Below are 13,979 nucleotides of genomic sequence, written 5' to 3'. Positions count from 1 at the left end.
TCTCGGGCCTCAGCGAGGAGAACGGGAGAGCACAGTCAGTCCGGCGCAACGGGTGAACCCGCTGCGCCGGACTGACTATTTTTGTGCTCAGACCAGATCGAAGCGGTCCAGCTGCATCACTTTGTCCCACGCGGCGACGAAGTCGTGGACGAACTTCTCGCGAGCATCGTCCGAGGCATAGACCTCGGCCAGGGCGCGCAGTTCGGAGTTCGAGCCGAAGACGAGGTCGTTACGAGTACCGGACCACTTCACTTCTCCCGTCGCCGCGTCTTTGCCCTCGTAGACGCCTTCCTCCGATGTGGGAACCCACTCTGTGCCCATATCGAGGAGATTCACGAAGAAGTCGTTGGTCAAGGTGCCCGGACGCGTCGTCAGGACTCCGTGTTCGGACTTTTTGTGGTTTGCTCCCAGCGCTCGAAGACCGCCGACCAGCACTGTCATCTCGGGCGCACTGAGAGTCAACAGGTTCGCCTTGTCGACCAAGGAGTACTCGGCTGGAAGACGCTGGCCCTTACCTACGTAGTTGCGGAATCCGTCCGACTTGGGTTCGAGAGCGGCGAACGACTCGACGTCCGTCTGGTCCTGTGTTGCATCTGTACGCCCCGGAGTGAACGGCACAGTGACATCGTGGCCGGCGCTCTGCGCGGCACGTTCGACGGCGGCACACCCGCCGAGGACGACGAGGTCGGCGAAGGAGATTTTCGCTGTTCCCGCAGCATCGAAGGTCTCCTTGATGCCTTCCAGGACACGAATGGCGTCTGCCAGTTCGTCCGGTTCGTTGACCTCCCATCCGGCCTGTGGCTGCAGGCGAAGACGCCCACCGTTGGCGCCTCCACGCTTGTCACTGCCCCGAAACGACGACGCCGCGGCCCATGCTGTGGAAATCAACTGGGGTCCGGTCAGCTCCGACGCGAGGATGAGGCTCTTGAGTTTTGCGATGTCTGCTTCGCCGACCGGTTCATGGTCGCGCGCCGGGATCGGGTCCTGCCACAGAAGGGTCTCACTCGGAACCTCGGGACCGAGGTAGCGGGAGACGGGCCCTAGGTCACGGTGGGTCAACTTGAACCAGACCTTCGAGAACTCCTCCGCCAGTTCCTCCGGGTGATCGAGCCAACGTCGAGTGATCTGCTCGTAGATCGGATCGACACGCATCGCGATGTCACTGGTCAGCATCATCGGAGCGTGCCGCTTGGCGGGGTCGGCGGGGTCGGGAACGAGATCGGCAGCAGCGCCGTCCTTCGGACGCCACTGCCATGCACCACCCGGACCCTTGTGGACCTCCCACTCGTAGCCGTACAGCGTTTCGAGGAAAGTGTTGTCCCAGGTCGTCGGAGTCGGCGTCCAGGTACCTTCGATGCCACTGGTGATGGCATCTGCGCCGACGCCCGTGCCGTAGCTGTTCTTCCAGCCGAGACCCATCTGCTCGAGCGGTGCGGCCTCTGGCTCTGGGCCTATGTGTGGCTCAGGATCGGCTGCACCATGAACCTTGCCGAAGGTGTGGCCGCCGACTGCCAGCGCAGCGGTTTCGATATCGTTCATCGCCATCTTGCCGAACGTGTCGCGGATGTCGACGGCGGAACCCGCGGGATCGGGCTCGCCGTTCGGGCCCTCGGGGTTGACATAGATCAGACCCATTTGGACAGCGGCCAGAGGATTCTCCAGTTCCCGCTCGCCGGTATAGCGCTCGTCGCCGAGCCAAGTCTGTTCCGGTCCCCAGTACACGTCCTCGTCGGGCTCCCAGACGTCGACGCGGCCGCCGGCGAATCCGTAGGTCGGCAACCCCATCGACTCGATCGCCACGTTTCCGGTGAGGACGATGAGGTCGGCCCATGAGAGCTTGTTGCCGTACTTCTTCTTGACAGGCCAGATCAGTCTGCGAGCCTTGTCGAGACTTGCGTTGTCCGGCCAGCTGTTCAACGGAGCGAATCTTTGCATCCCCGCGCCGGCACCGCCGCGTCCGTCCTGGATCCGGTACGTGCCCGCTGCGTGCCAGGCCATACGTACGAAGAATGGTCCGTAGTGACCGAAGTCCGCAGGCCACCATGGCTGTGAGTCCGTCATCAGGGCCACAAGGTCGGCCTTGACCTCGGCGAGATCGAGCTTGGCGAACTCAGCGGCGTAGTCGAAGTTCTCGCCCATCGGGTTACCCACAGCGGGGTTCTTCTTGAGAATCCGTAGATTGAGGCTCTGCGGCCACCAATCACGATTGCTCCCGCCCTCACTCGGGTGCAGCTGCCGATCCTGTAGAACTGGGCAGGCGCCTCCCTCTTGGGGCTGGTCCTGGTTCATCTCTTTTTCGCGAGTGGTGTGGTCTTCAGACACGAGATTCCTTCCGGGGCTGGCGGATCGAACCGATCATGATTGTGATCGTGAACTCTGTGGGGATGCGCAATCGGGGCAGATGCCCCAGAACACGACCTCGGCTTCGTGTACCGCGAATCCTCGAGTGTCGGACGCGGTGAGACACGGAGACGATCCGACCGTGCAATCGACGTCGGAGATGGCCCCGCACGAGGCGCATACGAGGTGATGGTGGTTGTCGCCGACTCTGGACTCGTACCGCGCCACGGAACCGGCGGGTTGGATGCGGCGAACGAGCTGTGCGGCAGTCAAGGCGCTGAGCACGTCGTAGACGGCTTGCCTCGAAACGACCGGAAGTTCGGCGCGAACTACTGCATGGATCGACTCGGTGTCCGAGTGCGGGTGAGTATGCACCGCGTCGAGCACCTCGATGCGAGGGCGCGTGACACGAAGTGCTGCATCGCGCAACATCTCCCGGTAGTTGGGCTTCGAGCTCACCCCTGTGATACGACTCTCATTTCTTGAACAAGTCAAGTATTCGTCCGACAGTTCGAAGTCTCCAACGATCTCGAACTCGTGGTAGACAGATCGCGTTCGGATGAGCGGTCGAGGTCGGGTGGTCGGAGATGGTGGGCAACAGCAGCGTGTGGTCGCGCCCGAACCAATCGATGCGTCCGTCGTCGATCGTCAGCGTCCTGTTCGTTCTCGGCATGGTGACGGGTTGGCTTCTGTTGTACTCGGTCAGCATTCTTGGTGCGCTGTGGAGAATGCTGGAGCCCAACGCGCCGGCGCCGGTGCTGAGTGTGTCGGATCAACGTGCCGACCTCATTGTGCTGGCGGTCCAGATGTCGTTGGGTTTCATAGCAATCGGGCTGACACTCTTCTTACGGCGACACACTCTCGCCGCGGTGTTGCCCGAGCGCCGCGGAACTGCCCTCGATGCGTCTATTGCATGGTGCGCGGCCATCGCAGGTGCATCTGCGGTGGTGTTGGTTCTCGGTCAGCTAGGTCTCGCGCGGTTCGACTTCTCGGTGCCGGCGGTCATGGCGTCACCTTGGCTGGCTGTCGCTTCGGCGTTGGCCACCGGGTTGCGTGAAGAGCCACTGCTCGCGGCGCTGCCCGTTCTCCTTCTTGCGGGTCGAATACCGATCGGATGGATCATGGTTCTCGCCGCCACGATGCGAGGTCTGCTCTACGTGTACTTCGGCTTCGGCGGGTTCGTGTGGGCATTCCTCTGGGGCGCAGCCGCGGTGTGGGTCTACTTCCGGTTCCGCAGACTGTGGGTCCTGATACTTCTCCATGGTCTGGTGATGAACATGCAAGCGCTCGACCGTGTCATCGCCGACGACAACGCAGCGACCATTTTGCAATGGTGCAACATCCTGGTTCTTTTCGGTGCGTTGCTGTATTGGCTCGTACCACGTGCGCTCGACGCGGTGCTGCCGGGCGAATTGGAGGCCCCTTCGGTCGATGGGCACACCGGCTCGGACGCGGTTGCCGTGCACGAGGTTCCGTCGCCAGTGCAGCTTCCCACCGAAGATGCAGGCAGAGCGTGACAGATCGAGCGATCGGAAACGGTGGTGGGATAGGACCCGGTCTTCTTGCGAAAGCTCGGCGTTGCGCGATGAGTAGGATGTAGCAACCGTCCGCACACCGACCGAGGAGTTGTCGATGCCCGATTTCGACGCGCAGGTCGTCGCGACGCTCGGTATCCACTCTGGCGTTTTCGGTGGTCGATCCGACGACGAAGTCCTGTGCAACGTTCGCCTGCTGAAATCCGTCCTGATTCGGGTTCCGTCGTGATCGACGACGAACGGCTGGAACGTTCGTCGATCGTGTCCGCACTATCGGAATTCGATTGTCAGCGGATGACAGTCGGCGACATGCGAGCGGCTGCTGTGGCCATAGCCATCGGTGGCGAACCGTACAGACGACGGATGCTTCTCACCAAGCGTCCGGCGCGTCTGCGCGCTCATCCGGGGCAATTTGCTTTGCCAGGAGGTGGCATCGACCCGGGGGAGTCGGCTGAGGATGCTTGCCTGCGTGAACTCGGCGAGGAGCTGAACGTGCATGTTTCCCCACAAGATATCCTCGGCCGGCTCGACGATTACAGCACTCGATCCGGGTATGTGATCACGCCGTTCGTCGTGTGGGTCGGAGACACGTTGAAGCAGGTCGTGCCGAACGTCGTCGAGGTGGAGATCGTGTACGAGGTCGAGGCCTCGGAGATCGATACAGACCCGAGATTCGTGGTGATCCCGGAGTCGGAACGGCCCGTCATCCAATGGCCGTTCCGAGATTCGCTGGTACACGCGCCGACGGGTGCAGTCGTTCACCAATTCCGCGAAGTCGTCTTCCATCGGCGTCATACTCGCGTGGCAGACTTCGAGCAACCGGTGTTCGCGTGGCGGTGACTTCTCACCCCACGTGTGGGTACAAGTCCAGCCTCAATCAGGGCGTCGACGACAAAGGATCGAGGTGTGGGTGGTGAGTGATCCGGGTTCCGATGCCGAACTCAGCAGCAGGGTTCTCACCGTGCCCAACGTGCTCAGCACACTTCGGTTGCTGGCGATTCCACTGTTTCTCTATCTGCTCCTCGTTCCTGAAGCAGATGGATGGGCGCTGACCGTCCTGCTGCTCAGCGGAGCAACCGACTGGCTCGACGGAAAGCTTGCACGGGCGCTCGATCAGTCATCGCAACTGGGTGCGCTACTGGACCCGTTGGTGGACCGATTGTCGGTCGTGAGTGCTCTCGCTGCATTCGTTGCCCGTGGGATCATTCCGTGGTGGGTGGCGGCGATTCTGATCGGACGCGACGTCGTCCTCGCGGGTACTTTGCTGATCTACCGCCGACGCGGACTACCACCACCCGAGGTGATCTATCTGGGTAAAGCAGCAACCTTCGTGATCATGATCGCTCTTCCTGTGCTGCTCGGTGCCACCGGAGAGTCGGCCGTCGCGGACGTGCTCACACCGATCGGATACTCGCTGATCATTTGGGGGACCGCTCTCTATACCTGGACCGGAGTGCTCTACACCTACAAAGCATCGATCGTGGCGAAGACGATCCCGAGGAGCCAGAATCAACGTGTTTCGTGATGCGTAAACCACCGACACGCAACCCGACGCCTTCACTGCTGAAGTCATTGATGAGCGAGCACCTCGACCCTGGGTATGCAGCCGCTTCGGCGAACAAGTCGTCGAGATCCACTCGGTCCCCTATGGACGTGGTTCTTGCCATCGTCGGCGTAGTTCTCATCGGCAGCGTCTTCGGTGTGGCGCTATCTCGAGTCGACGTCCTCAGGTCGGACGCGTCCGGTCAAGCGCCCGACTTGGTGGAGACGGTACGCGAGGCAGAGAGCCGATCCGACGCGATGGAACGAACTCGGTCCACTCTCGCCGGCGAGGTCGAGTCAGCCCGGTCGAGCGTCTTGCAGAGCGACAAGGATGGCGCATCGATTCTGAATTCACTGAGGAACATCGAGTCTGCGGCAGGTGCCGAAACTTCGTCCGGTGCAGGCATCGCCGTCGTGGTCACCGAGCCGCCTGCCTCGGCAAACCTGTCCGATGTTTCGCAGAAGAAACGCGGAAGCTCGGCGGCGACCGTACTGGACCGAGATCTCCAAGTGGTTGTGAATTCACTGTGGGCGAGTGGTGCCGAGGCGATTGCCGTCGACGGTATCCGAATCGGCCCGAACGTCACGATCAGACAGGCGGGTGGCGCCATGCTGGTAGACAATCATCCAGTCTTCTCCCCGTACGCGATCGACGCGATCGGGTCGCCCGAGCAACTGCAGGTTCGATTTGCGGTAAGTGATGCCCACCTGCGAATGTCAGCGCTCACTCAGCTCTACGATGTCGGCTTCGACGTGCGGTCCGAGGATTCACTCGAACTGCCCGCAGCGGCGGTCAGGACTGCCCCGCGTGTACAGCAGGAAGGCGGAAGGTGACGCAGGAACGTAACGAAGGGGTAGCAGCGAATTCTATGTCCGACGACCGTGCCACACATGCTATGAACAGGCGCGGCGGCGGGTTGGTTCTGCTGGCATTCCTGGCTCTCGGGATAGGGGTCCTGATCGGAACCGTGTCCGGCCCGCAGATTCCCGGAGCGGTCGCTCCGTATCTACCGATCGCCGTAGTCGCTGCGCTCGATGCGGTCTTCGGCGGCCTCAGAGCGTATCTGGACGAAATCTTCGATTCCAAGGTCTTCGTCGTCTCGTTCGTCTTCAACGTGCTCGTCGCAGCACTCATAGTGTGGCTGGGAGATCAGCTCGGAGTGGGTACACAGCTGTCGACGGCCATAGTCGTGGTTCTGGGCATCCGGATCTTCGGAAATGCCGCAGCCTTGCGCCGTCGACTGTTCGGAGCCTGACCGCAGTGGCACGAGAGGGAAGGCACGAGTTCCACGGTGATCGGCGCCGACGCAGGACGATCGTGTTCGGTTCGCTGACGATCGTGTTGATGATCGCCCTCGGGATCGGCTTGGCTGCGCAGGTTCGCGTGAACGACAGTGAGAATTCACTCGACAGCGCGCGCCCTGGAGATCTTCTCGTCCTTCTGGACAACTTGGGTCGTAGGGAAGCCGCGCTCCGTGAAGACATCACGTCGCTGCAGGACACGCTGGCGACACTGCAGCAGGAGGACGGCGGTTCCGGTGCCGCGCTCACCGAAGCACGCGAGCGTCTCGACGCCTTGTCGGTACTGGTAGGGACCGTTCCCGCGACGGGCCCAGGAATCGTGATGACGGTGGAAGACCCACGCACCGGCGTCGGTTCGGAGGTCCTCGTGGACGCGTTGCAGGAGCTGCGAGCGGCAGGCGCGGAGACGGTGCAGATCGCCGGCAGTGACAACGATGGAGTGCGTATCGGATTGGACTCGTGGATTGCGGGAAGTGCAGGGGCGGTCGTCGTGGACGGGCAGAAGGTAAGTGCACCGTTCGTCTACACCGCAGTTGGCGATCCGGCGACGTTGGCCGCAGCATTGGATATTCCTGGCGGGGTGGTCGATACGGTAGCCAGGAATGGAGGTCAATGCCGGATTTCACAATCGGAGCAGGTCAACGTGTCCGCCTTGCGGGACCCGTGATCACGTCAATACGCTCATCGAGCGAAGCCCAGCATCACCGTCCGGTGAGCTCAGACGAAAGGACTGCCGACTTGAGCGAGATCGAGCTGCCTGCCGATTTGTTTTACACACCTGAACACGAGTGGGTACAGCGAGTAGGCCCATCCAGCGTCCGCGTTGGTATCACCGACTACGCACAGGCGCAGTTGGGTGATGTCGTGTTCGTCCAGCTGCCCTCCGTCGGTGAGGAAGTAACAGCGGGCTCCTCCATGGGCGAGGTCGAATCGACCAAAAGTGTGTCCGACGTGTTTGCACCCCTGACCGCCAAAGTTATTGCCGTCAACGAAGTTCTGGAGGCAGATCCGGAAAAGGTGAATTCGGGACCTTACACCGACGGGTGGTTGGTCGAGCTGGAGGTCTCCTCGGTAGAGGTCTTGGACGCGGCAGTGTCAGAGATGCTCGATGCGGACGGATATGCTGCCATTACGACCGAGTAACTAGCGGACGCGAGCTGAAGCAACCGTCTACACCCATGCCCGTCCGCAAGGTACGGTCGTTGTTGTGCAGTTGTCGTGTCGGGGCGCAGGTCCGTAGGAACACAGAACAAGCAAACTATTTTGCGTCGACCGTGGTGTGAGTCGCCAGGGTGCAGAGGACTGAGAAGGAGAAACGGTGAGCGAGAACGACAACGACGGCATCTACGGAGAGTCGCCAGCGGAAACCACTTCGGTTTTTCGTGCGGATTTCCTGCAGGAGCTGGATAACTCGGCGACGAGCCAGACCTCGGAGGCCCCGGTGTCGGGTGTGGAGGGCCTGCCCGTCGGATCTGCTCTTCTCGTCGTGAAGAGGGGACCCAATGCAGGGTCACGATTCCTACTGGACCAGCCGACAACTTCTGCCGGCCGTCATCCGGACAGTGACATCTTCTTGGACGATGTCACTGTGAGTCGGCGTCATGCCGAGTTCCGTCAGGACGAGAACGAGTTTCAGGTGGTCGACGTCGGCAGCCTCAACGGAACTTATGTCAACCGCGAGCCTGTCGACTCGGCTGTGCTCACCAACGGTGACGAGGTCCAGATCGGCAAGTTCCGCCTCGTATTCCTGACCGGTCCACGCGGCGGCGCCGGGTCCCAGGTCGGCGAATCGTCTGCGGGTGCGGGCAGCCAGTGACCGCCGTCGGGCAGCAGTCTCCCGGGGGGATGTCGATTGGCTCCGTCCTCGATCGACTTCGGCCCGACTTTCCTGACGTCACGATTTCGAAGATTCGATTTCTCGAAGCGGAGGGATTGATTTCGCCCGAGCGCACAGCGTCCGGATACCGCCGTTTCTCCATCGCCGATTGCGAGCGGTTGAGATATGTATTGACGGCGCAGCGAGATCAATACCTTCCGCTGAAGGTGATCAAAGAGCAGCTCGAAGCCATCGACAGTGGTGTTGCACGCGTCGAGCGTGCAGAGGACGCGCCTCGTAGACCCCGCGGCCTCAGTATTGCTCCCGGTGAAGTATCGCCTGAAGAGTTTCTCGCTGATCGTGAGGTCAGAGTGAGCAAGGCCGACCTCATGGAACGAGCGGGTGTCGACGAGACTTTCGTGACCGAGCTCATTCGCGGCGGCCTACTGACGCCGGGTCAAGCCGGCTTCTACGATGAGGGCTCGATAACCCTTGCGCGGACTGCGAAAGCGATGTTGCAGTTCGGTCTCGAGGTTCGGCACCTACGAGCTTTCAAATTGGCTGCTGATCGGGAAGCCGGTTTGGTAGCGCAAATCGCCGGACCAGTTGCGAAGGGCCGAGATGCGGGAGCGCGGGACCGAGCCGAAGAAATGATCAGAGAACTGGCTGCGCTGTCTTTGACGCTGCACACTTGTCTGGTCAAGGCCGCGGTGCGCGGTGCGCTCGATCGCTGAGCGTTCGCCTCGTGTCGTGTTCATCCCTAGGCCACCCTCCGTATGGCGGTCGATTCCAATAGACTCGGCTGCAGTAGGCGGACCCAGACCTGCGGCCCGATTTTCAACGCATATGGGAGGCAGAGGCAATGAGTGAGATGCGTGTTGTCGGTATTCGTGTCGAGCAGCCTCAGAATCAGCCCGTCCTGCTGCTGCGTGAAGCCGATGGAGAGCGGTACCTGCCCATTTGGATCGGACAGACCGAAGCGGCGGCCATTGTGCTTGAGCAGCAGGGCGTGCAACCGGGCAGACCCTTGACGCACGACCTGATCAAGGACTTGATCGGCGCTTTGGGACACACTTTGAAGGAAGTTCGCATCGTGGACCTTCAGGAGGGCACGTTCTATGCGGATCTGGTCTTCGACAAGGACATCCGGGTTTCGGCCCGTCCATCGGACTCCATCGCGATCGCGCTGCGGGCGGGCGTACCTATATTCGCCGAGGAGCCGGTGCTTTCCGAAGCAGGACTCCTGATGCCCAACGAGCGCGAGGACGAAGTCGAGAAGTTCAAGGAGTTTCTGGAATCGGTTTCACCGGATGATTTCAAGGCCACGGACGGCTGAAGTCCTCGATTCGGTAACGGAAGAGTCTCAACCTCAACTTTAGGTTCAGGTTTACGGCGCGTTGCGTTGATTGTCCCTCCTCGGCCCAATAGCGTTCCCCTTGTGAAGTACAGAAGTCGACGATCGTGTGTCGTCGGTTCGCGCCGGGGCGTAGTCTTGCCGGGTACGCGGAGTGGATTTCACGCAGAAGTACACCGGGATAGTTTCCCGGTCGGACCTCTATCGTCGTCATGGTCCGAACAGCAGCGTCGAGACATCCGAAGAGGGAGCAAGTAAGTGGAAGATCAGCCGCAGGGACGCCACCACGGTTCAGCGAGCTTTGTGCCGGGCGATGCTGAATCGGTGGAGACCTCGAATGCAGATCTGCCGACGCAGCCTGCGGCAGACGCCACGGTGACACCCTTCGTGCCCGATTTTCAGCCGGGGCTGTTCCCGGATGATTCCGTTCCGGATGAACTGGTGGGCTACCGAGTTCCGAGTGCATGCCAGATAGCGGGAATCACCTATCGCCAACTCGACTACTGGGCTCGTACGGGGCTGGTAGTTCCGTCCATTCGCAGCGCAGCGGGTTCCGGTAGTCAACGCCTTTACTCCTTCAAGGACATGCTGGTTCTGAAGATCGTCAAGCGTTTACTCGACACTGGCATTTCTCTGCAGAACATACGAGTAGCGGTAGATCACCTTCGCAAGCGCGGCGTCGGAGACCTGGCAAACATCACCCTGTTCTCCGACGGCACCACTGTGTACGAGTGCACGTCCGCGGAGGAAGTCGTCGATTTACTGCAGGGCGGCCAAGGTGTATTCGGTATCGCCGTCAACGGAGCGATGCGCGAACTGACCGGTCTTATTGCCGACTTCCCCGCCGAGCGTGCAGACGGCGGAGAGTCCGAGACGAGTCCCGAGGATGAGCTCGCCTCCCGCCGCAAGACTCGGGCCAGCTGCAAGACAGGATAGACTTCGAGCGTCGCGCTTGCGCGGGAGAGTTCCGGGGCAGCCAGTCTCGGACGCCGAAGGAGCAATACCTCCCCGTCAATCTCTCAGGCACACGGACCGTGTGAGCTTCGACGTCTCTGGAAAGTGATGGGAGCACCCATCCGCCCAAGGTGAAAAGACGTTCCGACAGCTCCTCGAGTCCGGATCGGCTGAATCTCTCAGGCGCTCGTTTCGGTGAGCACGCGACAGAGGGGGAGGAACCGGCCCTGTCGTACGCACACCTTGGAGCGCCCCCGTGACCGAAAGTTCTTCTAGCACAGCTGATCCGAAATCGGTGAAGGCATTGTTCGCCGACCGGCACATTGGCCCGGACAGTAACGAACTCGAACGAATACTTCACGTTGTCGGCGTCGCGTCGTTGGACGAACTGGCAGCCCGCGCAGTGCCCAAGTCGATTCTCGATCCTGCGTCGTCGTCAGGTATCGGTGACGGTCTCGAAACTCTCCCGGAGCCGGTGGGTGAACATCAAGCCCTCGCCGAGTTGGCCGCCCTTGCCTCGCGCAACACAGTGGCGACGTCGATGATCGGTCTCGGCTACTACGACACACTGACGCCCCCGGTGTTGACTCGCGGAATACTCGAAAACCCAGCGTGGTACACCGCCTACACGCCCTACCAGCCGGAGATAAGCCAAGGTCGCTTGGAGGCGCTGCTCAACTTTCAAACGATGGTGTCCGATCTGACCGGAATGGAAGTGGCCAACGCGTCGATGCTCGACGAGTCGACTGCGGCCGCTGAGGCCATGACGCTTCTTCGCCGGGCGAATCGCAAGTCGGCGTCGTCGCGTTTCCTCGTGGACATCGATGTGTTCCCGCAGACTCGTGCGATCCTCCAAACCAGGGCTGAGCCGCTGGGTATTGAGCTGGTGTCGACTGATCTGGCCAAAGGCCTCCCCGAAGGCGACTTCTTCGGTGTGCTTGCACAGACGCCCGGCGCCTCGGGTGCGTTGGTCGACCACACGGACACGATCACGCGAGCACACGAAGCAGGTGCACTCGTTGCGATCGGGGCGGACCTGTTGGCGCTGACTTTGCTCACTCCTCCCGGTGAAGCGGGTGCGGACGTCTGTTTCGGCACCACTCAGCGTTTCGGTGTTCCCATGGGTTACGGCGGTCCGCATGCCGGTTATCTCGCAGTGCATTCGAAACATTCGAGGCAGCTTCCAGGCCGCCTGGTCGGTGTGTCCGTCGACGCGGACGGCGATCTCGCCTACCGGCTTGCCCTGCAGACCAGGGAACAGCACATCCGTCGCGAGAAGGCGACCTCGAACATCTGCACCGCTCAGGTTCTGCTGGCGATAGTGGCAGCAATGTACGCCAGCTATCACGGAAGCGAAGGGCTGCGAGCGATTGCGCGCCAAGTGAATTCGCACGCACGACGGCTGGCCGACGGCCTTTCGAATTCTAGCGTGAAACTGGTTTCGAACCATTTCTTCGACACGGTCACTGCGATCGTTCCGGGACGCGCGCAGAGCATCGTAGATGCGGCAAAGAGTGCCGGTATCAATCTCCGATTCATCGATGCCGACAGAGTCGGAGTGTCCTGCGACGAGGCCACCACCACAGCCCATGTCGACACCGTTCTGAGTGCCTTCGAAGCGGGTGACTCCGTTTCCGAGTCGATCGAGTCCATTCCAGCGAACCTCGTGCGAACTTCGGAGTTCTTGACCCATCCGGCGTTCACTCGCCATCGATCCGAGACCTCGATGCTCCGCTACCTGCGGATGCTCTCGGACAAAGACATTGCGCTCGACAGAAGCATGATTCCCCTCGGCTCGTGCACGATGAAACTCAATGCAACCGCGGAAATGGAGTCGATCACCTGGCCACAATTCGCACGGTTGCACCCCTTCGCTCCCGATGACGACACGGTGGGAATCCGTTCTGTCATAGCCGATGTCGAGAAATGGTTGGTCGACATCACCGGTTACGACGCCGTGAGTCTGCAGCCCAACGCGGGAAGCCAAGGGGAGTATGCAGGATTGCTCGCGATCCGTAACTATCACCTCGGGCGGGGGGACAGCCACCGTGACGTCTGCTTGATTCCGTCGAGCGCACACGGTACGAACGCTGCCTCGGCCGTCATGGTCGGCATGAAGGTCGTCGTGGTGGCCTGCCGCAGCAACGGCGACGTCGACGTCGACGACCTGCGGGCCAAAATCGATCAGCATTCCGGTTCGTTGGCTGCGATCATGATCACCTATCCGTCCACCCACGGCGTCTACGAACACGAGATCGACGACATTTGTGCACTCGTACACGACGCCGGCGGTCAGGTGTACGTGGACGGGGCAAACTTGAATGCTCTTGTCGGCCTTGCCCGCCCGGGCCGTTTCGGTGGTGACGTAAGCCATCTGAATCTGCACAAGACGTTCTGCATTCCGCACGGTGGCGGCGGCCCTGGTGTCGGTCCGATCGGAGTACGCAGTCACCTGCAGCCATATCTTCCCGGGCACCCCCTACGAGCTGACCTCGGGGGCGGCCCCGCGGTATCGGGCGCGCCGTTCGGCAGCGCGTCGATCCTCACCATCACCTGGGCGTACATCCGCATGATGGGGGCGGTGGGGCTGCGTCGCGCGACGCTCACCGCCATCGCATCGGCAAACTACATTGCCCGGCGTCTGGACGAGCACTTTCCGGTTCTCTACACCGGTGACAATGGGATGGTCGCGCACGAGTGCATCCTCGATCTTCGAGGGTTGACCAAAGCTACGGGCGTCACGGTCGACGATGTTGCCAAGCGTCTTGCCGACTATGGCTTCCATGCGCCGACGATGAGCTTCCCCGTCGCAGGCACTTTGATGGTCGAGCCGACCGAGAGTGAAAATTTGGACGAGATCGACGCCTTCTGTGATGCGATGATCGCGATCCGCGCTGAGATCGATCGAGTCGATGCAGGGGAGTGGCCAGTGGAAGACAACCCACTTCGCGGTGCGCCGCACACTGCGAAAAGTCTCGTAGGTGAATGGAATCACCCGTATTCGAGGGCTGAGGCAGTGTTCCCCGACGCAGTGAACGGAAGGGCGAAGGTCTGGCCGTCAGTGCGAAGAATCGATGGGGCACACGGAGATCGAAACCTGGTGTGCTCTTGCCCGCCGATCGAGGCCTTCGCCTGA

15 protein-coding genes and 1 riboswitch are annotated in these 13,979 nt (G+C 61.2%); of the genes, 13 read left to right on the top strand and 2 right to left on the bottom strand.

From position 1 onward, the window contains the following. Positions 1 to 87: 87 nt before the first annotated feature. Complete coding sequence (gene katG / locus ABIB36_RS19660) at positions 88 to 2,322, bottom strand: catalase/peroxidase HPI (RefSeq protein ID WP_502944951.1); 2,235 nt, start codon at positions 2,320 to 2,322, stop codon at positions 88 to 90. A gap of 33 nt (positions 2,323 to 2,355) precedes the next feature. Continuing rightward, positions 2,356 to 2,799: a Fur family transcriptional regulator gene (locus ABIB36_RS19655; RefSeq protein ID WP_143542036.1), complete on the bottom strand. Its 444-nt coding sequence runs from the start codon at positions 2,797 to 2,799 to the stop codon at positions 2,356 to 2,358. Between the two features lie 128 nt (positions 2,800 to 2,927). Between ABIB36_RS19655 and ABIB36_RS19650 the strand changes: the two genes are divergently transcribed. From ABIB36_RS19650 to gcvP, 13 genes are all read left to right on the top strand, one after another. After that, positions 2,928 to 3,857 carry a CPBP family intramembrane glutamic endopeptidase gene (locus tag ABIB36_RS19650; protein WP_084345345.1) on the top strand — a complete coding sequence of 310 codons (930 nt, stop codon included), beginning with the start codon at positions 2,928 to 2,930 and terminating at the stop codon, positions 3,855 to 3,857. Between the two features lie 115 nt (positions 3,858 to 3,972). After that, a complete protein-coding gene (locus tag ABIB36_RS19645; protein ID WP_354562738.1) occupies positions 3,973 to 4,104 on the top strand; it encodes a hypothetical protein in 132 nt (43 codons plus the stop codon). Then, positions 4,101 to 4,715: an NUDIX hydrolase gene (locus tag ABIB36_RS19640; protein WP_084345346.1), complete on the top strand. Its 615-nt coding sequence runs from the start codon at positions 4,101 to 4,103 to the stop codon at positions 4,713 to 4,715. Before ABIB36_RS19645 ends, ABIB36_RS19640 begins: the two co-directional genes overlap by 4 nt. A 73-nt stretch (positions 4,716 to 4,788) precedes the next feature. Then, complete coding sequence (locus ABIB36_RS19635; RefSeq protein ID WP_373270503.1) at positions 4,789 to 5,400, top strand: CDP-alcohol phosphatidyltransferase family protein; 612 nt, start codon at positions 4,789 to 4,791, stop codon at positions 5,398 to 5,400. After that, positions 5,400 to 6,251, top strand: a complete 852-nt coding sequence (locus ABIB36_RS19630; protein WP_354562741.1) for a DUF881 domain-containing protein — start codon at positions 5,400 to 5,402, stop codon at positions 6,249 to 6,251. The genes ABIB36_RS19635 and ABIB36_RS19630 overlap by 1 nt, the downstream gene beginning before the upstream one ends. Before the next feature lie 35 nt (positions 6,252 to 6,286). Further along, positions 6,287 to 6,673 carry a small basic family protein gene (locus ABIB36_RS19625; RefSeq protein WP_373270504.1) on the top strand — a complete coding sequence of 129 codons (387 nt, stop codon included), beginning with the start codon at positions 6,287 to 6,289 and terminating at the stop codon, positions 6,671 to 6,673. Positions 6,674 to 6,678: 5 nt separating this feature from the next. Continuing rightward, entirely contained in the window at positions 6,679 to 7,386 is a 708-nt protein-coding gene (locus ABIB36_RS19620; RefSeq protein WP_354562743.1) for a DUF881 domain-containing protein, read from the top strand. A 71-nt stretch (positions 7,387 to 7,457) separates the two neighbouring features. Further along, positions 7,458 to 7,862: a glycine cleavage system protein GcvH gene (gene gcvH, locus ABIB36_RS19615; protein WP_354562745.1), complete on the top strand. Its 405-nt coding sequence runs from the start codon at positions 7,458 to 7,460 to the stop codon at positions 7,860 to 7,862. 175 nt (positions 7,863 to 8,037) lie between these two features. Further along, a complete protein-coding gene (gene odhI / locus ABIB36_RS19610) occupies positions 8,038 to 8,535 on the top strand; it encodes an oxoglutarate dehydrogenase inhibitor Odhl (RefSeq protein ID WP_136172264.1) in 498 nt (165 codons plus the stop codon). Next, positions 8,532 to 9,269 carry a transcriptional regulator FtsR gene (gene ftsR, locus ABIB36_RS19605; protein ID WP_084345349.1) on the top strand — a complete coding sequence of 246 codons (738 nt, stop codon included), beginning with the start codon at positions 8,532 to 8,534 and terminating at the stop codon, positions 9,267 to 9,269. Before odhI ends, ftsR begins: the two co-directional genes overlap by 4 nt. A gap of 128 nt (positions 9,270 to 9,397) precedes the next feature. Further along, the gene (locus ABIB36_RS19600) at positions 9,398 to 9,871 is read left to right on the top strand and encodes a bifunctional nuclease family protein (protein WP_084345350.1); all 474 of its coding nucleotides are present in this window, start codon (positions 9,398 to 9,400) and stop codon (positions 9,869 to 9,871) included. A gap of 363 nt (positions 9,872 to 10,234) precedes the next feature. Next, positions 10,235 to 10,825 carry a MerR family transcriptional regulator gene (locus ABIB36_RS19595; protein ID WP_348769861.1) on the top strand — a complete coding sequence of 197 codons (591 nt, stop codon included), beginning with the start codon at positions 10,235 to 10,237 and terminating at the stop codon, positions 10,823 to 10,825. A gap of 11 nt (positions 10,826 to 10,836) precedes the next feature. Further along, positions 10,837 to 10,934: riboswitch (glycine riboswitch) on the top strand. Between the two features lie 165 nt (positions 10,935 to 11,099). Further along, complete coding sequence (gcvP, locus tag ABIB36_RS19590) at positions 11,100 to 13,979, top strand: aminomethyl-transferring glycine dehydrogenase (protein ID WP_354562749.1); 2,880 nt, start codon at positions 11,100 to 11,102, stop codon at positions 13,977 to 13,979.

The organism is Rhodococcus sp. UYP9 (assembly GCF_040547235.1).
In the GTDB taxonomy this organism is placed as follows: domain Bacteria; phylum Actinomycetota; class Actinomycetes; order Mycobacteriales; family Mycobacteriaceae; genus Rhodococcoides.
The sequence above is the reverse complement of the archived record's forward strand: the minus strand, read 5'-3'. Positions and strand labels throughout refer to the sequence as shown.

Bases quoted from the DNA above. Each gene is read 5' to 3' on its own strand.
- ABIB36_RS19650 (WP_084345345.1), top strand. From the start codon at position 2,928: ATGGTGGGCAACAGCAGCGTGTGGTCGCGCCCGAACCAATCGATGCGT.
- ABIB36_RS19645 (WP_354562738.1), top strand. From the start codon at position 3,973: ATGCCCGATTTCGACGCGCAGGTCGTCGCGACGCTCGGTATCCACTCT.
- ABIB36_RS19630 (WP_354562741.1), top strand. From the start codon at position 5,400: ATGCGTAAACCACCGACACGCAACCCGACGCCTTCACTGCTGAAGTCA.
- ABIB36_RS19625 (WP_373270504.1), top strand. From the start codon at position 6,287: ATGTCCGACGACCGTGCCACACATGCTATGAACAGGCGCGGCGGCGGG.
- ABIB36_RS19600 (WP_084345350.1), top strand. From the start codon at position 9,398: ATGAGTGAGATGCGTGTTGTCGGTATTCGTGTCGAGCAGCCTCAGAAT.